Source organism: Pseudomonas sp. FP818 (assembly GCF_030687335.1).
In the GTDB taxonomy this organism is placed as follows: domain Bacteria; phylum Pseudomonadota; class Gammaproteobacteria; order Pseudomonadales; family Pseudomonadaceae; genus Aquipseudomonas; species Aquipseudomonas shahriarae.
Map to the genome: position 1 here is coordinate 2630192 of NZ_CP117427.1, position 19886 is coordinate 2650077.

Genomic DNA, 19886 nt, shown 5'->3' on the forward strand with positions numbered 1-19886 from the left:
TGGCATCGGGTGCAGCAAAGCATACGCGTTTACCTGCGTTCAGATCGACCGTTGATTGACCCGGTCAGAGAGCGCTTGAGCATCTTCCTTGCGCTCAGAATAGCGCTGCACCAGTTCCGGATGCTCACGCACCAGCAGGGTGAACTTGACCAACTCTTCCATGACATCCACCACGCGATCATAGAGGGCTGAAGGTTTCATCCGGTCCTGATCGTCGAACTCCATGAAGGCCTTGGGCACAGATGACTGGTTGGGGATGGTCAGCATACGCATCCAGCGCCCCAGGACGCGCAGTTGGTTGACAGTGTTGAAAGACTGCGAGCCGCCGCAGACTTGCATCACCGCCAGGGTCTTGCCCTGGGTTGGGCGGATGGCACCCAGTGCCAGGGGTACCCAGTCGATTTGCGCCTTGAACACTGCTGACATCGAGCCGTGCCGTTCCGGTGAGCACCACACCTGGCCTTCGGACCATTGCATCAAGGCCAGTAGTTCCTGGACCTTGGGGTGATCGTTCGGAGCATCGTCCGGCATTGGCAGGCCGGCGGGGTTGAAGATCCGTGTCTCGGCGCCTAGATGCTGAAGCACTCGCGCCGCTTCTTCCACCAGGAGTCGGCTGAAAGAGCGCGTACGGTTGGAACCATAGAGCAGGAGAATCCGTGGCCGTTGTGCGGTGTCAGCGTGGAGTGGGGTGCTCAATGTGAGGTCGAGGTTGGGTAGGGTGGTCATGACATTCTCCGCTTATAACAAGCCAATACGATCCAGCTCAGCCTTGATCTGTGCCGCATCGAGGCGGCTGAACGGGAGGTCGAACAGCGCCCGGCAACGGGTTTCGATGATCTGCAGGGTGGCCTGGAAGGCGGCGTCAATCTGCGCCTCATCGCCGTGTAGGTCCGACGGGTCCTCAAGCCCCCAATGCGCCTTGATTGCCGGGCCAAAGTACACCGGGCAGGCTTCCTGGGCGGCTTTGTCGCACACGCTGATCACAATGTCGGGTGGGCTGTCTGCAAAGGCCTCGTTGCCCTTGCTGTACAAACCGTCGGTGCTGATGCCCGCGGCCTGCAATGTACTCCTCAGGCTGCGTGGCAGGACCTGGCCCTTGGGAAAGCTCCCGGCGCTGATGGCATGGAACCCTGGCGGGGCCAGGTGGTTGAACAGGGCTTCGCTGAGGATACTGCGGCAGCTGTTGGCGGTGCAGATGAACAGGACTTTCATGACAATTCTCCCGTTAAACACTCAGGCGCAGGGCCAGCGCCGCCAGGGTAAGCAATAGCACCGGCAAGGTCAGGACGATGCCGACCTTGAAGTAGTACCCCCACGTAATACGGATGCCCTTGCGCGCCAGGATATGTAGCCAGAGCAACGTCGCCAGGCTGCCGATAGGGGTGATTTTCGGGCCCAGGTCGCTGCCGATCACGTTGGCGTAGATCATCGCCTCCTTGACCACGCCCACGGTATGGCTGGCCTCGATGGACAGCGCGCCGATCAGCACCGTCGGCAGGTTGTTCATCACCGAAGACAGCAGCGCCGTCAGCAACCCGGTGCCCAGGGCCGCGCCCCACACGCCGTAATCGGCGAAGGTGTTGAGCCAGGTGGCGAGGTAGGTGGTCAGTCCGGCGTTACGCAGGCCGTAGACCACCAGGTACATGCCTAGGGAGAAAATCACGATCTGCCAGGGCGCTTCCTTGAGCACCTTGCGTGTGGAAATCTTGTGGCCTTTGGCGGCGATCACCAGCAGGAGCAGGGCGCAGGCGGCCGAGATGGCGCTGATGGGAATACCCAGGGGTTCGAGGGCAAAGCAGCCGACCAGCAGGATGCCCAGCACCCACCAGGCCGCGTGGAAAGTTGCCGGGTCATGAATGGCACTGGCCGGTTCAGGCAGGTCGGCGGGGTCATAACTGTGCGGGATGTCACGACGGAAGAACCACAGCAGCACGGCCAGGGTAGCGGCGACGCTGACCAGGTTGACTGGCACCATCACTGCCGCGTACTGGTTGAAGCCGATGTTGAAGTAGTCCGCCGAGACGATATTCACCAGGTTGGAGACCACCAGCGGCAGGCTGGCGGTGTCGGCGATAAACCCTGCACCCATCACGAAGGCCAGGGTGGCGGCGGGTGAGAAGCGCAGGGCCAGAAGCATCGACATGACAATCGGCGTCAGGATCAGGGCCGCACCGTCATTGGCGAACAGTGCCGAGACCAGCGCCCCCAGCAGCACCATATAGGCGAACAGCCGGCGGCCACGGCCGCGCCCCCAGCGCGCGACATGCAGCGCGGCCCAGGCGAAGAAGCCGGCCTCGTCGAGGATCAGGCTGATGATGATCAGGGCGACGAAGGTGCCGGTGGCATTCCAGATGATCTGCCACACCACGGGGATATCCGCCAGGCTGATGACGCCGCAAGCCAGGGCCAGGATCGCGCCTATGGATGCGCTCCAGCCAACCCCCAGGCCTTTGGGTTGCCAGATGACCAAGACAATGGTGACGAGAAATATCGCGAAGGCGATCAGCATAAAAGTGTTCTCCAGGGGTCAGCAGCAGGTGCTGGCGCGTTGCGGTCGGTCACCCATTGCAGCCAGGCGCTGTGCGTCGCTTTGCAGCCAGGCTTGATTGGCTTGCAAGGTGGTCTCCAGCACCGTGCTCACCCATTGCGGCAACTGGGGGTTGAGGCGGTAGTAAATCCACTGGCCCTGGCGACGGTCTACCAGCAGTGCGCAACTGCGCAGTTGGGCCAGGTGACGGGAAATTTTTGGCTGGCTGTCATCCAGGGCATGGATCAGCTCGCAGACGCACAGCTCGCCTTCGCGCAGGATCAACAAGATCAGCCTGATGCGTGTCGCATCGGCCAGGCATTTAAAAACGTCTGGGGGGGAGAACGGATCGCTCATGATCGGCGCCACTAAACATATGAGGATGCGAATATACGGATATCCATATGTAGTGTGCAACGAATATCCCGTTGATCCAGGTCAAGGGTCTGGGGATTGCCCGCAAGTGACTGAAATTAAAATGAAACACAACTGTCCTAAAGTGCCCGCCATTGATGAAAAAGGAAGTAACCGTGTGACCCGTGCCACTCGCAACCTGCGCAAGACCCTCGATTCCGTCGCGGACAACAACGAAACCGCGGCCTTCGATTTGATGCGCGCTGTCGAAAAACTCAGCGATGAAGTGCTGCGCCAGCGCCTGCTCAACACCATCCACCGGCTCAACCAGGACGCCCACGAACTGCGTGAGGCCAGGGATGCGGTGGAGCGGGTGTCGGTCAAGCTGGCCTGATTCGGCGGCTTAGCCGCGCGCAAGATCATTCAAGACAATCGCTGCGCTGGCAGGCATGCTTACGGGCTGTTTGCCGATGAGCCTGTTGTCCATGCCTACTGCCTTACCGCATTACGCTTTCGCCCGTGGCGCGATTGCGATTATCCCCCTGTCGCTGGCCTGTGCCCCATGGGGCCTGCTGGCCGGTTCCCTGGCGATTGACGCCCAGTTCACCCCGCTGGAAAGCCAGGGCCTGTCGGCCATTGTGTTTGCCGGTGCGGCGCAGTTGGTGGCGATTGGCATGGTCAAGAGCGGCGCGAGCCTGATTGCCATTTTGCTCACCACCTTGCTGCTGACCTCTCAGCATCTGCTGTATGGCATGCATATGCGCAGCACCCTGTCGCCTTTGCCGGCGCGGTGGCGCATGAGCCTGGGCTTTTTGCTGACCGACGAGTTCTTTGCCCTGGTCAGCCAATACGACCGCCAGACCTTCAACCGCTGGTATGCCCTGGGCGTGGGCCTGACGTTCTACGTGGCCTGGAACCTGTTCACCCTGGCCGGCATCGTGCTCGGCAAGAGCATCCCCAACCTCGATCAACTGGGCCTGGAGTTCTCCATCGCCGCGACCTTTATCGCCTTGATCACCCCGGTGGTGCGTGATGTGCCGACGGTGGTGTGTGTGGCGGTGGCCCTGCTGTTTTCGGTGCTGCTCAGCTACTGGCACTGGGAGTCGGCGGTGGTGGTCTCGGGGTTGTTGGGCATGAGTGCAGGCTATGCCTGCAAGCGCTTGGGAGTGGGGCAGCGATGATTTTTGTGATGATTATCGGCATGGGCCTGGCGGTGTTTTTCAACCGTTATCTGTTTCTTGAGCCGCGCTTGCCGGTTCGCCTGAATCGCGGCGCCCGGGAGTTTCTCGGTTTTGCGGTGCCCGGCATGTTGACGGCGATCTGCGGGCCGATCATTTTCCTGGCCGAGCACAAGCTCAACCTGAGCCCCACCAACCCCTACCTGCTGGCCGGTATCTGCGCGGTGGCCTTGATGTTCTGGACGCGCAGCGTCTTGACCACGGTGCTATCAAGCATGGCGCTGTTCTATCTGTTTCGCTGGTTGTTGTAGGCAGTGGTACAGTCGCGTTTTTTTCAAGGAAGCGATGGCATGCGGAAGGTGGTGATAGGTGCGTTGGTCCTGGCGGCGCTGGCCGGTTGCGCAGGTTCGAAGATGAAAGACGCACGCGCAGGCGCGCCCTATAAAACCCTGGCCTCTGACAAGGCCGCGCTGGTCGTTGCCCAGTGCATCCAGTTCGGTTGGCAGGACGAAGCGGTGTTCGGCGTTGATGCCGGGGGCTTTATGGAGCCGGCGCAAGGCGGTGGTCATACGGTCTACACCACGGGCGGTGACTACTTTGTCGATGTGCGCAGTGCCGGCGCCAGCACCACCGTCAGTTACTACGCAGCCGAAGATAATTTCGCTGCCAAGCGTCGCCTGGCGGCCTTGGCGACCTGTCTGTAGTTTGTTTCCTTAGATTTCTTCAGAAATGCCCGGCGGACACACCGCCGGCTTTGCCTTAATATTCTCGCGCTCGCCCAACATCATGGCTCTTTACCAGTACATGGACGTCGAGGCCTTGTGTTGGGCGGGCACCTTTTCAGCGTGGCATATAACCCAAGTGCCAACGCCGTGGGATCTTCAGCGACAGCAGACCCAGTAGCGCCGACAGCAGGCCGCTGACCAGCAGGGCGCGAATGCCCATCTGATGCTCCAGCAAAGCGCCGATCACCGCGCCGACAAACATCCCGGCCCAGGGAATCAACTGTACGCGCCAGCCATCGCGACGCTCCCCCAGCATCCAGCGCCCCAGCCCCCGACCGAACCGCGACAACGCGCCGGTCACGTAAGTCAGCCCCACGGGCAGGCCATTGACCTGTTCCACCGCCGCATTGAGCATGCCCATGGCAATGATCGCGGCCAGCACGGCAGGCAATTGTTCGGCCAGCGGCCACGCTGCTGCCCCGCACAATAGCGTGGCAATACATAGCAACAGCGGCAACGCGTGGCGCTTGCTGATCCGACTGATGATCACACCCAGGGCGTTCCCCAGAATAAACGTCGCCACCAGCAGCGTCAGACGTCCGGTCAGCCCCAGGTCGCCTTCACTGATCGCCACCGCCAGCCGCGTGGTGTTGCCGCTCATGAACGAGACAAAATCGCCACTGGCCATAAAGCCAATGGCGTCAGTCATGCCGGCCAGTACCGAGAGGCTGGCTACCAGCGTCAGGCCAATGCGCCCGCGCCATTTGTGCTGATGCTGCAGGACGGTATTGACCAAGGGTTTCGGGGAGGAGGGCAGCACGGCGGGAGGTTCCTCAATGAGATTATCCGGCCACTACCGTAGGACGCTTTCCTCTGAACTGCAATGACTTGGAACATCTTCAGTTCACCTCCAAGCGCCAGCCCATGGCGTCCCAGGTCAGGACGTGAGTCGGCTTGAGTGCCTGCAGAAATGCCGCGTCATGGGAGACCGCAATCAGCGCGCCGCTAAACCCTTGCAAAGCCTGTTCGAAGGCCATTACCGACTCCAGGTCCAAATGGTTGGTGGGCTCGTCCAGCAGCAGCAATTGCGCCGGGGTCTTGCGCCATAAGGCAATCGCCATGGCGGCCTTCAACCGCTCGCCGCCACTGAGCTGGCCGATGGGTTGGGTTACGCGCAATGCGTCCAGTTGCAACAGGGCCAGGCGGGTGCGCAGCTCGGCTTCGGCCAGGGGCGTGTCCATCAGTTTGAGTTGTTCGACGATCGACTGCCGGTCATCGAGCAGCGTCAACTGTTGATCGAGATAGGCACAGGGTACGTGCACCGTGCAGGCGCCGCTGACCGGTTGCCATTGGCCGGCCAGCAGCTTGAGCAGGGTGGACTTGCCGCAACCATTGGGACCGTGGACTGCGACCCGTATCGGCCCACACAGGCTTGCGTTGATAAAGGTGCTCGGCGCGTGGGGAGCGAGCCAGGGCAGTTGGCAGTCGGTCAGGGTTAGCACCTGGCGGCCAGCAGGCAGGAGGGTGCCGGGCAAGGCGAGGAAGGTCGGTGTTTCGTCCACCACCCGTTCGTGGGCCGAGCGCACGCGTTCGTTCAACACCTGTTTGTGTTGCACGTGGGCGCTGCGCACGTTGCTGACGATTTCGTTGGCGGCGCCTTTCCAGCGGGATTTGGTGAAGGCATCGACGTTGGCGGTCTCGGCATGTTTACGGGCGCTCGCGGCGTGGCGCTGGAAGCTGTCGAGGTCTTTTTTCAGGCGCTGGCGCTCGCGGCGCCGATCCAGGCGGGCATGTTCCAGGGTGGCCTGGGCGGCGTGCTGCTGGGCATCGCGCTGCGCCCGGTAGTCGTCGTAGTTGCCGCCGTAGAGCCGGGCCCCGAGGGGCGACAGCTCGATGATTCGCCCCAGGGTGTTGAGCAGGCGCCGGTCATGACTGACCACCACCAGGGCGCCGCGCCAGGCGTTGAGAGTCGCCAGCAGCCAGTCGCGACCGGCGCTGTCGAGGTGGTTGGTGGGCTCGTCGAGAATCAGCAATTGCGGGGCGCGAAGTAAAGCACCTATCAGCGCGACCCTGGCCAGTTGGCCGCCACTGAGCTGTTCGGCGGGCTGGTCGGGGCTGATCTCGGCCAGGCCAGCGGCGTCCAGTGCCTGGCGCAGGCGTTCGGCCAGGTCCCAGCGATCATCAATCAGTTCCAGGTCGTCAGCCTGCGCTTGACCCCGGGCCATGCGTTCAAGGGCGGCCAGGGTTTGTGCGCAACCGCTGGCCTGGGCCACGGTCTGTCCCGGTAACAGCTCAATGGTCTGTGGGACATAGGCGATACGGGCCGATAATTTGATCACGCCACAGGACGGAACAAGCACGCCGGCCAGCAGGCGCGCCAATACGCTCTTGCCCATGCCATTACGGCCGACAATCCCGGTAGGGGTGCAATCAATAGACAGGTTGAGGTCTTCCAGCAGAATCTCGCCATTGGCGAACTGAAAACCCACGTGATGCAAGGAAACAAGTACAGGCAGCCGGTTGACGTCAGTCATCAGCACCTCCAGAACAATGTGGCACAAGCCAACAAGCGCGCCAGGCGGCTCGTTGCGTTTACATGTTGGAAGGCTTAGTTGTTCACGTCGGCGGTCGTCCTGCGGTCGGAAAGGACCGGTAGCCTAGCGCAGTTGCGTCATTTTTCCTACATCGGTGATGCCGCCGTCTGCAGTTGCTCAAGAAACATCGCCAGCCCCACCTCTTCGGCTTTCAAGCCCTTGCGCACCCTGGGCCTGGGCAGTTTCGCCAGCCCGCCCTGGCTGAAGTGCTCCAGCACCGCCGGGTGGATGTAGCACTTGCGGCACACCGCCGGGGTGTTGCCCAGTTGCCGGGCGACGTTCTTGACCATCTCCACCACATGCCTTTTGGCATCCGACTCCGGTTGCCACGCCAGCTCCCGCAACACCGCCAGGGCCAGGGCGCTGCCGGCCCAGGTGCGATAGTCCTTGGCGGTAAAGTCGGCGCCGGTGAGGCTGTGCAGGTAGGCGTTGACGTCGGTGGAGCTGACGGTACGCCGCTCGCCGTTTTCGTCCAGGTACTGGAACAGGTTCTGCCCCGGCAACTCCAGGCAGCGCTTGAGCACGGTGGCCAGGCGCCGGTCCTTGATGCTGACCTGATGCTCGACACCGCTCTTGCCACGGAACTGGAACTGGATTTCGCTGCCCTTGATATCCACGTGGCGGGTGCGCAGGGTGGTCAGGCCATAGGAGCGGTTATCGCGGGCGTATTGGCTGTTGCCGACGCGGATCAGCGTGGCATCGAGCAATAACACCACGGTGGCCAGGACCTTCTCCCGATTGAAGCCCGGTGCGTCGACTTGCGCTTGCAGTTGCTTGCGCAATTTGGGTAGCGCATTGCCGAACTGCTGCAGGCGCGAATACTTGTCACTGTCGCGCACCTCGCGCCAGCGTGGGTGATAACGGTATTGCTTGCGGCCGCGCGCATCGCGCCCGGTGGCCTGCAGATGGCCCTTGGGGTCGGCGCAGATCCACACGTCGTTATAGGCCGGCGGGATGGCGAGGGCGTTGATCCGCTGGATTTCGTCGGCGTCGGTCAGGCGTTGGCCGTGGCTGTCGAAATACTGGAACTTGCCCCGCAGTTTGCGGCGGCTCAGGCCCGGTTGGCTGTCATCAACGTAGTGCAGGTCACGGGGCAGGTCGGCAGGCACGGTGGAGTCGGGCATGGGGCAAAGTCCTTGGCAATAAATCAGGCCGGTATGGCTGATTGACCGCAGCGTTGCGCCGTCCGTTCAAGCCAGTACCGCGACCGCCTTGATCTGTGCCCACAGTGCCTGCCCTGGATGCACGTGCAACTGGTCCCGCGAGTAACGGGTGATCCGCGCCAGTAACGGCGTGCCCGCAGCATCCAGCCGCACCAGCACATGGGCACTGTTATCGGCAGGGATCTCCTGGATCACGGTCACGGGCAAGCAGTTGAGAATACTGCTGTGCTCCCCGGGTTGCAGGCTGAGGCTGACATCCCGGGCGCGGACCTTGAACCGCAAGTGTTTGCCCGGCGCCAGCGGTGTATGGGCCACGCGCATTTGCAATGGGCTGTCGGGCAATTGCAGGGTCAGCAACTGGTAGTGGGCGTCGTGGCTGCTGACCGTGCCGTTGATCACCACGCCGGCATCGTCGCCCAGGGCCAGCGGCAGGTCGAGCCGCGCCAGGGTTTCGCCAATCGGGCCGCTGGCCAGGGCCTTGCCCTCGCTGAGCAGGACAATGTGATCGGCCAGGCGCGCCACCTCATCCTGGGCATGGCTGACGTACAGCACCGGGATTTCCAGTTGGTCGTGCAGGCGCTCCAGATAGGGCAGGATCTCGCCTTTGCGCTGGCTGTCGAGGGCAGCCAGGGGTTCGTCCATCAGCAGCAATTGCGGGCTGGTGAGCAGGGCACGGGCGATGCCGACGCGCTGGCGCTCACCGCCGGACAAATGCTCGGGATGGCGATCCAGCAGGTGGCCAATGCCCAGCAGTTGCGTGGCCTGGATCATGTCCACGCGGCGCTGGGCCTTGGGTATACGCTTGAGGCCGAACTCCAGGTTGGCCAGCACCGACAGGTGGGGAAACAGGCTGGCCTCCTGGAATACATAACCGAGGGCACGTTTGTGCGGCGGTACAAACACCCCGTTACGGCTGTCTTGCCAGACCTGCTCGTTGATTTGCACAAACCCATCACCGGCCCGCTCCAACCCGGCAATGCAGCGCAGGCAGGTGGTCTTGCCCGAGCCGGAGTGCCCGTAGAGCGCGGTGACGCCACGCCCCGGCAGCCTCAGGTCCACGTCCAGGGCAAAGCCGGAATACTGCAGTTGCAGGCGCACCTCGATCATCGACATCAGCTCCAGCCCGCTTTGGTTTTACGGCTGGAGTAGAGCGCCAGCAACACCAGGAAAGAAAACACCACCATGGCCCCGGCCAGCCAGTGGGCTTGGGCGTATTCCATGGCTTCGACGTGATCGTAGATCTGCACCGAGACCACCCGGGTCTTGTCGGGAATATTGCCGCCGATCATCAGCACCACGCCAAACTCACCCACGGTATGGGCAAAACCGAGGATTGACGCGGTGATAAAACCGGGCCGGGCCAGGGGCAGGATCACCGTGAAAAAGGTATCCCAGGGGTTGGCCCGCAAAGTGGCGGCGACTTCCAGGGGGCGACTGCCGATGGCCGAGAACGCGTTCTGCAATGGTTGCACCACAAACGGCATGGAATAGATCACCGAGCCAATCACCAGGCCGGCGAAGCTGAAGGTCAGGGTGCCCAGGCCCAGCCATTGGGTGAACTGCCCGAGGTAGCCATGGGGGCCCATGGTCAGCAGCAGGTAGAAGCCAATCACCGTGGGCGGCAGCACCAGCGGCAGGGCCACGATCGCGCCGATGGGGCCGCGCCACCAGGAGCGGGTGCGCGATAGCCACAGGGCAATCGGAGTGCCGATGACCAGCAGAATCACGGTGGTCAGCGACGCCAGTTTCAGGGTCAACCAGATCGCAGAAAAATCGGCACTCGATAGGGGCATTTACAGTTGATAACCGTAGGATTTGATAATCGCGGCAGCTTTTGGCCCCTTGAGGTAGTCAACCAGCGCCTTGGCGGCCGGGTTGTCCTTGCCTTTATTGAGGATCACCGCGTCCTGTTTGATCGGGTCATGCATCTGGCCAGGAACGATCCACGCCGAGCCGCTGCTGACTTTGCCGTCTTTATAGATCTGCGACAAGGCGACAAAGCCCAACTCGGCATTGCCGGTGGACACAAACTGATAGGCCTGGGTGATGTTCTGGCCTTCGACCAGCTTGCTCTTGACCTGGTCGGTCAGGCCCAGCTTGGCCAGCACCTGGGTGGCTGCGAGGCCGTAGGGGGCGGCTTTCGGGTTGGCGATGGACAGGTGCTGGTATTGGTTTTTCTGCAGCACATCGCCCTTGGCATCCACATAACCTTCCTTGGCCGACCACAGCGCCAGGGTGCCGACGGCATAGGTGAAGCGCGAGCCCTTGACGGTGTCGCCTTCGCTCTCGAGCTTTTGCGGGGTGCTGTCGTCGGCACTGAGGAATACCTCAAACGGCGCGCCGTTCTTGATCTGGGCGTAGAACTGCCCGGTAGCCCCGTAGGCGGCGACCAGGGTGTGCCCGGTGTCTTGTTTGAAGTCGGCGGCGATGGCCTGTATAGGGGCGGTGAAGTTGGCGGCGACGGCTACCTGGACTTCATCGGCGTGGGCCGAGCCCAGGGTGAAGAGGGCAAGCAGGGTGGCCAGGCCTGGGGCGCGAATCATCATGCAGCAGCTCCTTGGGGTGCCGACGTGGCGGCTTGTTATAGGTAATCGCTATGTATGGGAATATATAGCGCTTCGCCATCGTCGGTACAGTGCAAAGTTGTCTCAGGGGCTCAGCGCTTATTAAGTTGCGCCAGGGCCTGCCGGGCCAGGTTCAGCGTCAGCTCGCGGGTGGACAGGTCCTGCCCCAGGCGCAGCGCCTGGCCGGCCCACAGGCTACTGAAGTCGGCTTCATCCAGGGCGCGCAAAGGCATCAAGGCACCGCCGGCCAATGGAAACGCCGGCGCCGCTGGGTTGATCGGCCCCAGTTCGCGCATCACCCGATTGACGATCCCCCGCGCCGGGCGCCCGGTGAACAGGTTGGTCAGGGCCGTTTCGCTGGCCTGGGCGCTGTGCAATGCCTGATGGTGGGCGGGGGTGATAGTGGCTTCGGGCGTGAACAGATAGGCCGTGCCGATCTGCACCGCCGAGGCGCCAAGGGCGAACGCGGCAACCATGCCCCGTGCATCGCCAATCCCACCGGCCGCGATCACCGGCACACTGACCGCATCGACGATCTGCGGCACCAGGGCCATTGTGCCAATCTGGCTGGTGAGCCGATCGCTGAGAAACATCCCGCGATGCCCACCGGCTTCATAGCCCATGGCAATGATTGCATCGCAGCCGTGCTGCTCCAGCCAGATCGCTTCTTCGACGGTGGTGGCCGATGACAGCACTTTTGCCCCGGTGGCCTTGACCCGGTCCAGCAGGGCTTTTTCCGGCAGGCCGAAGTGGAAACTGACTACCTCGGGGCGGAACTCTTCCACCACTTCGCAACTGGCAGTGTCGAATGGGGCGCGGTTGGAGACCGGGGTCGGTGCGTCAAAATCGGCCCCCAGTTCACGGTAGTAGGGCTCCAGCATCGCCTTCCACTGGCGGTCACGTTCGGGGGCAGGGACTGGTGGCTGATGGCAGAAGAAATTGACGTTCAACGGTCGGGCACTGGCCTGGCGAATGGTGCTCAGCGCCTGGCGCAGTTGCTCGAGACTCAAGGTGGCCGCCGGCATGGAGCCGAGGGCGCCGGCCTGGCTTGCGGCAATCACCATCTGCGGGCTGGTGCTGCCGGCCATGGGGGCCTGGATGATCGGCAGGTCAATGCCCAAGAGGTCAATAATCCGCGTATCTGGCCAGGTGCTCATGGTTCGCTTCTCCAGTGGTGGAACGCCCGGGGAGGGCTGCCCGGCATTTTTAACAGGGGCGGCCGGGGCAAGGCCAGTCTGTATTATTCACTGGACGCCGGCGCCTGTTCATGCACGGAGCGGCGTTCGCGCTGGAGCAATTGCTGCTTGCGCTCCACCCCCCAGCGGTAGCCCGAAAGATGACCATCGCTGCGTACCACGCGGTGACAGGGAATCGCCACGGCCAGGCGATTGGCGCCGCACGCCTGGGCCACGGCGCGAAAGGCGCTGGGCGCGCCGATGCGTTGGGCAATCTCGGCATAGCTGGCCGTGCTGCCTAACGGAATGTCGCGCAGGGCCTGCCAGACACGCTCCTGGAACGCGGTGCCGCGCAGGTCCAGGGGCAGGTTCAGGCCAAGGGCGGGCGCTTCGATAAAACCCACCACTTGGGCAATCAACTGTTCAAAACCGGGGTCGGCGCCGATTAGATTGGCCTGCGGGAACTGGTCCTGCAGGTCGCGCGCCAGTTGGTCCGGGTCGTCGCCCAGGAGGATCGCGCAGACCCCGCGATTGCTTTGCGCCACCAGAATCGCCCCCAGGGAGCACTCGCCGATGGCAAAGTGGATATCGTTATGGATGCCGCCGGCCTTGTAGTCGCTGGGTGTCATGCCGAGCAACTGGTCGGCAGACGCATAGAAGCGGCTGTTGGAGTTGAAGCCTGCGTCGTACAGCGCGTCGGTCACCGACTGGTTGTCCTGCAGGTGAGCCCTGACCTTGCGTGAACGATGGGCCCGCGCATAACCCCGCGGCGTCAGCCCGGTCAGGGTCTTGAATACGCGGTGGAAGTGGAAGGGGCTCAGGCCGGCGCCGTTGGCCAGGTCTTCCAGGGCGGGCAGGGTCTCGGCCTGTTCGATATGGCGGCAGGCAGCGGCGACCAGGTGCGCATGGCGTTGCGCGACCTGGGTCTGATCGGCCGAGGTGCGTTTATTGGGGCGGTACCCGGCGGCTTCGGCTTGCTGCGGGGTGTCGAAGAACTCGACGTTCTTGCGCAGCGGCTGGCGTGCGCTGCTGCTGGGGCGGCAATACACCCCGGTGGTCTTGACCCCATAGACGAAGGTCAGGTCGGCCGTAGCGTCACGGGCAACAATGGCCGCCCAGCGCAGATCATCTTCAGTGCTCATGGCAATAGCTCGGCAATGGATCAGTGGCCAGGATAATCACCGGGGAGGGGCCGCACACTCCGTTGCTTGCGGTTGAATTCACCGGGCTCAGCCGGCCGTGCGAAACGTCAGGTTGATCCGTTGTGGCCCCATGCGCGGGTGCGCGCCTTCCTTGATCGGCAGCACCCCATGAAAACGCAGGCGGTCAACGCCGCCCCAGACCGCCACGTCACCATGGAACAGTGAGATCTTCTGCGTCTTGTCACTGCGTTGATGGCCGCCAAACAGAAACACCGCCGGCAGGCCCAGGGACAGCGAGACCACTGGCGCGTTGTAGTCGCGCTCGTTCTTGTCCTGGTGCAGGGACATCCTCGCACCCGGCACATAGCGGTTGATCAGGCAGGCGTCCGGCGCAAAACCGTCGAAGCCCGCAGCGCTAGCCGCGTTGATCGCCAGTTCGCGCAACACCGCCGGCATGCTCGGCCAGGGCTGCTGGCGCTCGGGGTCGAGGGGGCTGTAGCGATAGCCCTGGGGGCTGGTGGTCCAGCCCAGTGCGCCGCAACTGCTCAGGGCCGCCGACATGGTAAAACCACCGGGGGTGACCATATGCCGGAACGGGGACTGGACCAGGACGGCACGCAGCTCGGGCAAGACACGTTCAAGCCAGGGCAGGGCATAGCCCCTGAGGACGCAGGATTGTTCGCCGATTTGCTCGCGACGGGCCGGTTGCTGCAAGGCCTCGTCGCTGAACAGGTCGCCGGTGGAATGAGGGTCCATGTTGCACAATCACTCCGCTGCTGGGGATGGTTTACAGGGCCTTGCTCACGGTGATCTCAGTGATTTCGTCACTGGCATCGTGGATTTTCGCCAAGGCCGCCTGGGCCTCTTCGGTGCTGGCCGACTGCAGTTGGGCAAATTCAAAACGGCGTTCGCCGTTGAGCTTGTACTTGATGACGTATTTGGTGGTCTGGTTCACGGGCATTCCTGTGGTGTAAGGCAGCGCAATCAGCTGAGTTTGGTGCTGGTGCGGCGAACAATGCGGATTTTATGGGACAAGGCCGGCTTGCGGGTAACGCTGATGGCACGGCGTGTCACCACATCCAGGGTGATGTTCCAGAACCCGGTGCTTGGCGCGGTGATCTTGGCCGGGAATTTGTCGAACGCGCCACCGTGATACGTGTGGCGACCACCATTTTTGAAGCTGCGGAAATTCGCATCGCTCATCAGGCGGATATTGCAGGTCTGCGAGCATTCAATGACGACAATGTCCCCTTCGTTCAAGTGTTCGCGCTGGTGGATGAATTTCATGGGGGGGTGTCTCCAGAAGGGCTTTTTCTGAAAAATCAGAACGATACGTGGGTTAAGATGGAGTTTATCAGCCCCAGCACGTTTATTATCGGGTCGTCGTCGGCGTCTTCGACAATTTAAAACAGTTATTTACCGATATATCAGGGATAAATCCTACGTTGGCGGGAGAAAAATACCATCTTCGCTGTCGTAGGGTCTTTATCGGAGGTTTTGTATGAAGTGGAGTGTATTGGTTCTGGCCCTGGCAATAGGTGGATGTGCTTCGGTTTCAGACATCAAGCAGACACCGCCAACCCTGGCGGTTATCTCCGGGAAAAAACCGCAGGAATACGCGGCGTGTGTGGTGCAGAAACTGTCGGCGACCCGTCGCCCGTCGCAGATCGAGCCGCTCAAGGAAGGTGTGCGGGTAATTGTGCCGCAGAAATTTTCGGCTGACCCGTCGGCCATTTTCGAGATTGAAGACCGCTCCAGCGGTAGCAGCATCAAGCTCTACGAGAGCATGTCCAATGTGCCGATTCGTCCGGGTGATGTGAAGAAAGCTGCGGAAGACTGCATTTCCGGCTGAGTCCACCTCACCGCTCATACGCGATCAACTCCGATCAAGAAGCCTGGCCTGCGCTTGCAGTGCCGGGCTTTTTATTGCCTGAAATTTCTTAGCCAGCGGTTGTGACTGTCAGCCCATTACCCTACCATTTGTAGGCTTATGCATTGTAGGTCTAAGCATATAACTATAAAAATGGAGTCGTGATGATGTCTGTGGAGAGAGTGTTGATGGGTGGCGCCCTGCTGCTCATGCTCGGCAGCGCGCAGGCGCTGGAGGGCAAAAAGGTGTTCAATGAAGGTGGCGCGCAGCCTGGCGCGGCGGCTTGCATGGCGTGCCATGGCGCCGATGGCCTGGGGCTGGCGGCTGCGGGGTTTCCGCGGCTGGCGGGGTTGCCGGAGGCTTACCTGAGCAAACAACTGCATGACTTCCAGAGTGGTGCGCGCAGCAACCCGGTGATGACGTCGCTGGCCAAGGCGCTTACCGATGAAGAAATCGCCGCAGTGACCCAGACGCTGGCGGCGATGCCGGCGCCGGCCGTGCAAACCGGCCATCGCAGCATGGCCCCGACCAATCCCACCGAAAAACTGGCACTGCAGGGGGCCTGGGAGCGGCAGATTCCTGCGTGTGTCAGTTGCCATGGCCCTGCAGGTGTCGGCGTTGGCGAGGCGTTCCCGCCGCTGTCCGGGCAATCTGCCGCCTACCTGGCCGCCCAGCTCAATGCCTGGCGCAGTGGCACCCGGCACAATGATCCCAATGACCTGATGGGCCATGTGGCCAAATCCCTCACGGATGACGAAGTGCAGGGGATTGCCGGTTATTTCGCCTCCTTGCCTGGCCAGGAGGTCAAGCCATGAAGAACCTGTCATTTGCACCCGTGCTGGTCGCGTTGATCAGTGTGCCAGCGTTGGCCGCACCGATAGCCATGGAAGATCAGTCGCAACTGCAGGTGCCGGCTGCGGTGCCTGCCACCACGGCGTTCCAGCCACCTCAGGCAAGCGAGTTGCCCGACAATGCCTACGGCAAGTTGGTGATGCAGGGTTATGCGTTGTTCGTCGATACCAAGCGCCTGGCGCCGCAGTTTGTCGGCAACGGTCTCAATTGCAGCAACTGCCACCTGGATCAGGGGCGCCTGGCCAACTCCTCGCCGCTGTGGGGGGCTTACCCGATGTACCCGGCCTATCGAAAAAAGAATGACAAGGTCAACTCCTTCGCCGAACGCTTGCAGGGTTGCTTCCAGTTCAGCATGGACGGCGGCACGCCACCGGCAGCCGACAGCCCTGAGATTGCCGCGCTGTCGACCTACGCTTACTGGCTGGCGAGCAAGGCGCCGCTGGGCGTGGAGTTGCCTGGGCGTGGTTACCCTGATGTGCCACAACCGGCCAAAGGCTACAACCTGGCGCAAGGGGCCGAGGTGTACAAGGCACAGTGTGCGGTGTGCCATGGCGGCGAGGGGCAGGGGCAGAAGGTCGGTGATAGCTACGTGATGCCACCGTTGTGGGGCAAGGACTCCTATAACTGGGGCGCCGGTATGCACCGGATCAACACGGCGGCCTCCTTTATCAAGCACAACATGCCGCTGGGCAAGGGCGGTAGCTTGAGCGACCAGCAGGCCTGGGACGTGGCGGCCTACGTCAACCGCCATGAGCGCCCCCAGGATCCGCGCCTGGTGGACGGCTCGGTGGAGAAGACCCGCGTCAAGTTCCACGCCAATGATGGCGTGAATCTGTACGGGCAAACGGTTGATGGCGTACTGATTGGCCAAGGCATCCGTTAAACTATCCGCCGACCACAAAAAATGCCGCTCAAACCCCGGGGTTTGAGCGGCATTGTCATTCTGGAAAGCAATTATGAAACGTGAACGCGTCAGAGAGCGGCATGCAGAGGGTCACATCTCTGCGACCCATGTGATTCAAAATCCGGCCAATTCGGGGGAGTGGATTGTATTTTTCAAGAAAAGCGGCGGGCGCAGCTTTTTCCTGGTGGATGACCAGGACGAGGTCGAATCCTTTGCGAAACTGGATGACCTGATCGATACCATTCGTAGCCTGGGCATCAAGTTCGCCGAGATTCACATGTAACCGCCCGGGGTTACTTGCAGACCACCACCACACTGCGGCCCTTGAAATTGCCCACGTCCACGCCCAGGGTCTTGTCGCTGTCCTGCAAGGCCGGCGTGCCTTCGGTACCGACGATGCGGTAACCGGTGCCTGCGCAGGATGCATCGGCTTTTTCATAGCAACTGGCCCAAGAGTTGGCCTCGCCCGAGCAGTCGATGGTCAGGCCTTGTTCGCCATTTTTCAGATAGATATCAGATGTGGTGGTGCAGCCGGCAAGCGCCAGTACCGAGATCAGTGCCAGGATTTTGTTCATGAGTTGGGTCGTCGTCGAGGGTGTTGGAGGGGCGCTGACACTGTCGTGGGGCGTTGGCGCGAGAGTATAGCGAACTGCCACTTAATGCGCAGTCTCAGAAACAAAGTCTGCGACTGCGCCCCCGCGATGTGTCCGGCCCTGGCCTTTTGCGTGTGTCATGGCACACCCATCACGAGTACACCGCTGCCGCTGACGGGGCCTGGGGTGGGCAGGGAGCCGGCTCGCCGGACGAGGGTAAACGTCACATCGTCGCCGCCCACGCTATTGGTAATACTGGACAGGAAGGCGCCGCCGACCTGGACGGCCGTTGCGCTCCTTACGAGTGCCGTGCCGACATCCGGGTTGCTCATCAGCAGCAGCCTGGAGTCGAACGATGAAGGGGTACCTTTGTAGGTAATGGTGATCGGCGTGGTGATCCCCGGGTCCGGGCACGCGTAGGTGAGTCGGCGGTCACGGCGAACGGTGGTTGTCAGCGGGTCGGTGCCGATTGCCCTTTGGTGTACATCGCCGAAGTCGATCTCGATCGGGTTGTTATTGTTGATCGTGCAGGTTGACGGGGAAATGGTGAAGTCGTTGGCGGCGGTATAAGTGACCGTGAGTTGCGGTCGGGTGCCGTCGAAATTGTTCGAGCTGGTGAGGCGCAACAGGCCGAGGGTGTCTCCTGTGCGCACATCAATAGGATTGGAGGGATCGTTACGCACCAGAATATAGGGGGTGATATTGATCGGGTAGCCGATCCCGTTGTTGGGCATGGTGGCCACGCGGATACCCGCCGGAACCGGCGTATCGAGGAAGCTGCCATTGATGCGCAAACCGCTCCTTTCCCGGGTGAATTTGGGGCCGGACGTCCAGGGTGTTCCCGAGGCATTCCCGGTTGCCCAGTAATCCTCCCCCCAAACGGGGCCTGCGCCGGCGGTAAACCGACATTCGAGCCGGGCGCCCTCCATCAGAATCCTCACGCGATCTGTATCGAGCCGTACGTCTACGGGGACGGTCAGGTGGGTCACCCGCGCCCACTCCCCACCATTGATCCGGCAATCGACAGCCAGCGCGGCCGAACTAACGCTAATCAGCAGGAGAAGCACCATGGCTTCATATAGTCGTTTCATCTTGATCTCTCGTTGCTTCTCTACGCAGGCGCTGTCCAGCGAACAATCAGTCGCTGTAAACCTGGTTGGCCTGAAAGCCTATGGGTATCAATCGGTTTTTTGAGCCTACGAACTACGGGTAGTCCAGGGTAAAAGTAGAGGTCGCGGTGTAGGCGCCATGGCCAATGCTCTGGTCCCTGATGGCATTCGGCTCACCCTGTACATAGGCTTTGAGCTCAATAACGTTGCTGCCATTACGCAACACCTGTTCGTCGCTGACTGTATTCAGAGGCAATGGCTTTTGGCTCGGTGTCTCGATACCGATGCCAATGCCTGAGGCACCACTCCCTGCGTCCAGCGCGAGCAATCCGGGCAGCGCCGGGTTTTCCCTGCCGCCGAACGTGATGGTGACCGTGTTGCTGATCGTGGTGTTGCAATCTTCCAGGTGCAGCTTGAAACCCCGACCCTGGGAGCGGGTGTTGATGTAGAGATGCTTGCTGGTCAGGTCCCAGAGCTCCAATGTGATGGCCTCGTCGCCTGGACGGATAGTGCAGGCCTCTTCCACCAGGTTGCCCTTCAAGCGCAGGTTGTCCGCCGCTTGCCCCTCGGGGGTCAGGCCGGTGGTCAGCAGTAAGGCCAGCCCTGCACTTGGCCAGCCCTTGTAAATCGTTTCGTGTCCCATGGACGCATCTCCTACTCGTATTCGGCCAGCAACGTAGCCACCGCCGTAAACTGTGCAGGGGACAGCGTGGTGCCTGGCTGTTTGACGGGAACAACCTCCAATGCCGGCGGTGACGACAGGGTGATGTCCAGCGGTGTGTTGAGTGGAAACGGCTGGTCATTCTGGAAAATCCGGATCCCCAGTGCAGGCACATTGGTTTGCAATGCGGCGCCGTCAAACCCTGTCGCCGTGCCCCTGATACTCAACTTAAGCTCCCACGGCAGCGTGGCGGGGGCACAATTGATGGTGTAGCCGAGCCCGCGACGGTACTTCACTCCGTCGACCCGCTTGACCCCGACATCCCCAAAATCGACTTCAATGCTATTGCCTGCGTTGATCGTGCAGGGCGGCGGCTCGTTCAGCGTGCCGCTGAATGTCAGGTTGGCCAGCGCATTGCTGCAAAGGCCGATGGAACACAAGGCGAGCAATGCTCGCTGCTGGCAACGGGTCATTG

Annotated in this window: 27 protein-coding genes; 8 read left to right on the top strand and 19 right to left on the bottom strand. The window is 61.7% G+C overall.

Annotated elements, in window-relative coordinates; all coding sequences use genetic code 11:
• Nucleotides 1-39: 39 nt before the first annotated feature.
• The 4 genes from arsH to PSH80_RS11780 are packed head-to-tail and all read right to left on the bottom strand — an operon-like array spanning nucleotide 40 to nucleotide 2884.
• On the bottom strand, nucleotides 40-726 hold the full coding sequence (arsH, locus tag PSH80_RS11765) for an arsenical resistance protein ArsH (protein WP_057440033.1): 687 nt from the start codon (nucleotides 724-726) through the stop codon (nucleotides 40-42).
• Nucleotides 727-738: 12 nt separating this feature from the next.
• Complete coding sequence (locus PSH80_RS11770; protein ID WP_305420302.1) at nucleotides 739-1212, bottom strand: arsenate reductase ArsC; 474 nt, start codon at nucleotides 1210-1212, stop codon at nucleotides 739-741.
• Between the two features lie 13 nt (nucleotides 1213-1225).
• On the bottom strand, nucleotides 1226-2509 hold the full coding sequence (locus PSH80_RS11775) for an arsenic transporter (protein WP_057959593.1): 1284 nt from the start codon (nucleotides 2507-2509) through the stop codon (nucleotides 1226-1228).
• Between the two features lie 18 nt (nucleotides 2510-2527).
• Nucleotides 2528-2884 carry a metalloregulator ArsR/SmtB family transcription factor gene (locus PSH80_RS11780; protein ID WP_057444819.1) on the bottom strand — a complete coding sequence of 119 codons (357 nt, stop codon included), beginning with the start codon at nucleotides 2882-2884 and terminating at the stop codon, nucleotides 2528-2530.
• 175 nt (nucleotides 2885-3059) lie between these two features.
• Between PSH80_RS11780 and PSH80_RS11785 the strand changes: the two genes are divergently transcribed.
• From PSH80_RS11785 to PSH80_RS11800, 4 genes are all read left to right on the top strand, one after another.
• The gene (locus tag PSH80_RS11785) at nucleotides 3060-3275 is read left to right on the top strand and encodes a hypothetical protein (protein WP_003212603.1); all 216 of its coding nucleotides are present in this window, start codon (nucleotides 3060-3062) and stop codon (nucleotides 3273-3275) included.
• A gap of 91 nt (nucleotides 3276-3366) precedes the next feature.
• On the top strand, nucleotides 3367-4062 hold the full coding sequence (locus PSH80_RS11790) for an AzlC family ABC transporter permease (RefSeq protein ID WP_057440118.1): 696 nt from the start codon (nucleotides 3367-3369) through the stop codon (nucleotides 4060-4062).
• On the top strand, nucleotides 4059-4370 hold the full coding sequence (locus tag PSH80_RS11795; protein ID WP_057440036.1) for an AzlD domain-containing protein: 312 nt from the start codon (nucleotides 4059-4061) through the stop codon (nucleotides 4368-4370). The genes PSH80_RS11790 and PSH80_RS11795 overlap by 4 nt, the downstream gene beginning before the upstream one ends.
• A 39-nt stretch (nucleotides 4371-4409) precedes the next feature.
• The gene (locus tag PSH80_RS11800; RefSeq protein WP_057440037.1) at nucleotides 4410-4763 is read left to right on the top strand and encodes a hypothetical protein; all 354 of its coding nucleotides are present in this window, start codon (nucleotides 4410-4412) and stop codon (nucleotides 4761-4763) included.
• Nucleotides 4764-4899: 136 nt separating this feature from the next.
• Here the strand turns inward: PSH80_RS11800 and PSH80_RS11805 are convergent, their stop codons facing one another.
• The 11 genes from PSH80_RS11805 to PSH80_RS11855 all read right to left on the bottom strand — a co-directional run bounded on the left by PSH80_RS11805 (nucleotide 4900) and on the right by PSH80_RS11855 (nucleotide 14709).
• Entirely contained in the window at nucleotides 4900-5604 is a 705-nt protein-coding gene (locus tag PSH80_RS11805) for a YoaK family protein (RefSeq protein WP_057959594.1), read from the bottom strand.
• Between the two features lie 79 nt (nucleotides 5605-5683).
• Nucleotides 5684-7318, bottom strand: a complete 1635-nt coding sequence (locus PSH80_RS11810) for an ABC-F family ATP-binding cassette domain-containing protein (RefSeq protein ID WP_169990246.1) — start codon at nucleotides 7316-7318, stop codon at nucleotides 5684-5686.
• A gap of 146 nt (nucleotides 7319-7464) precedes the next feature.
• Nucleotides 7465-8502, bottom strand: a complete 1038-nt coding sequence (locus PSH80_RS11815; RefSeq protein ID WP_198817433.1) for a DNA topoisomerase IB — start codon at nucleotides 8500-8502, stop codon at nucleotides 7465-7467.
• A gap of 66 nt (nucleotides 8503-8568) precedes the next feature.
• Nucleotides 8569-9648 carry a molybdenum ABC transporter ATP-binding protein gene (gene modC / locus PSH80_RS11820; RefSeq protein WP_120734425.1) on the bottom strand — a complete coding sequence of 360 codons (1080 nt, stop codon included), beginning with the start codon at nucleotides 9646-9648 and terminating at the stop codon, nucleotides 8569-8571.
• A gap of 5 nt (nucleotides 9649-9653) precedes the next feature.
• Entirely contained in the window at nucleotides 9654-10334 is a 681-nt protein-coding gene (gene modB, locus PSH80_RS11825) for a molybdate ABC transporter permease subunit (protein WP_057440041.1), read from the bottom strand.
• Entirely contained in the window at nucleotides 10335-11087 is a 753-nt protein-coding gene (modA, locus tag PSH80_RS11830; RefSeq protein WP_169990248.1) for a molybdate ABC transporter substrate-binding protein, read from the bottom strand.
• A 110-nt stretch (nucleotides 11088-11197) separates the two neighbouring features.
• Nucleotides 11198-12262 carry a nitronate monooxygenase family protein gene (locus tag PSH80_RS11835; protein ID WP_271043430.1) on the bottom strand — a complete coding sequence of 355 codons (1065 nt, stop codon included), beginning with the start codon at nucleotides 12260-12262 and terminating at the stop codon, nucleotides 11198-11200.
• Nucleotides 12263-12345: 83 nt separating this feature from the next.
• Nucleotides 12346-13422, bottom strand: coding sequence for a bifunctional DNA-binding transcriptional regulator/O6-methylguanine-DNA methyltransferase Ada (gene ada, locus PSH80_RS11840; RefSeq protein WP_169990250.1), 1077 nt, complete (start codon nucleotides 13420-13422; stop codon nucleotides 12346-12348).
• An 87-nt stretch (nucleotides 13423-13509) separates the two neighbouring features.
• Nucleotides 13510-14178 carry a DNA oxidative demethylase AlkB gene (gene alkB / locus PSH80_RS11845; RefSeq protein WP_057959600.1) on the bottom strand — a complete coding sequence of 223 codons (669 nt, stop codon included), beginning with the start codon at nucleotides 14176-14178 and terminating at the stop codon, nucleotides 13510-13512.
• A gap of 31 nt (nucleotides 14179-14209) precedes the next feature.
• The gene (locus tag PSH80_RS11850) at nucleotides 14210-14377 is read right to left on the bottom strand and encodes a hypothetical protein (protein WP_162947682.1); all 168 of its coding nucleotides are present in this window, start codon (nucleotides 14375-14377) and stop codon (nucleotides 14210-14212) included.
• Between the two features lie 29 nt (nucleotides 14378-14406).
• The gene (locus PSH80_RS11855) at nucleotides 14407-14709 is read right to left on the bottom strand and encodes a DUF1883 domain-containing protein (protein WP_003173824.1); all 303 of its coding nucleotides are present in this window, start codon (nucleotides 14707-14709) and stop codon (nucleotides 14407-14409) included.
• A 214-nt stretch (nucleotides 14710-14923) separates the two neighbouring features.
• On the opposite strand from PSH80_RS11855, the gene PSH80_RS11860 reads away from it, so the two are divergent.
• The 4 genes from PSH80_RS11860 to PSH80_RS11875 all read left to right on the top strand — a co-directional run bounded on the left by PSH80_RS11860 (nucleotide 14924) and on the right by PSH80_RS11875 (nucleotide 17331).
• Complete coding sequence (locus PSH80_RS11860; protein ID WP_057440046.1) at nucleotides 14924-15274, top strand: hypothetical protein; 351 nt, start codon at nucleotides 14924-14926, stop codon at nucleotides 15272-15274.
• A gap of 182 nt (nucleotides 15275-15456) precedes the next feature.
• Entirely contained in the window at nucleotides 15457-16107 is a 651-nt protein-coding gene (locus PSH80_RS11865; RefSeq protein ID WP_057959601.1) for a cytochrome c, read from the top strand.
• A complete protein-coding gene (locus PSH80_RS11870; RefSeq protein ID WP_170060427.1) occupies nucleotides 16104-17027 on the top strand; it encodes a c-type cytochrome in 924 nt (307 codons plus the stop codon). The genes PSH80_RS11865 and PSH80_RS11870 overlap by 4 nt, the downstream gene beginning before the upstream one ends.
• A gap of 73 nt (nucleotides 17028-17100) precedes the next feature.
• Entirely contained in the window at nucleotides 17101-17331 is a 231-nt protein-coding gene (locus tag PSH80_RS11875) for a hypothetical protein (RefSeq protein ID WP_057440048.1), read from the top strand.
• A 10-nt stretch (nucleotides 17332-17341) separates the two neighbouring features.
• Here the strand turns inward: PSH80_RS11875 and PSH80_RS11880 are convergent, their stop codons facing one another.
• The 4 genes from PSH80_RS11880 to PSH80_RS11895 all read right to left on the bottom strand — a co-directional run bounded on the left by PSH80_RS11880 (nucleotide 17342) and on the right by PSH80_RS11895 (nucleotide 19884).
• Nucleotides 17342-17623: a hypothetical protein gene (locus PSH80_RS11880; protein ID WP_057440049.1), complete on the bottom strand. Its 282-nt coding sequence runs from the start codon at nucleotides 17621-17623 to the stop codon at nucleotides 17342-17344.
• Between the two features lie 155 nt (nucleotides 17624-17778).
• Entirely contained in the window at nucleotides 17779-18732 is a 954-nt protein-coding gene (locus PSH80_RS11885; RefSeq protein ID WP_057959603.1) for a fimbrial protein, read from the bottom strand.
• Between the two features lie 112 nt (nucleotides 18733-18844).
• Nucleotides 18845-19393 (bottom strand): fimbrial protein, encoded by a 549-nt coding sequence (locus tag PSH80_RS11890; RefSeq protein WP_057440051.1) that lies wholly within the window; start codon nucleotides 19391-19393, stop codon nucleotides 18845-18847.
• Between the two features lie 11 nt (nucleotides 19394-19404).
• Nucleotides 19405-19884 (bottom strand): fimbrial protein, encoded by a 480-nt coding sequence (locus PSH80_RS11895; RefSeq protein ID WP_169960846.1) that lies wholly within the window; start codon nucleotides 19882-19884, stop codon nucleotides 19405-19407.
• Between the last annotated feature and the right edge of the window lie 2 nt (nucleotides 19885-19886).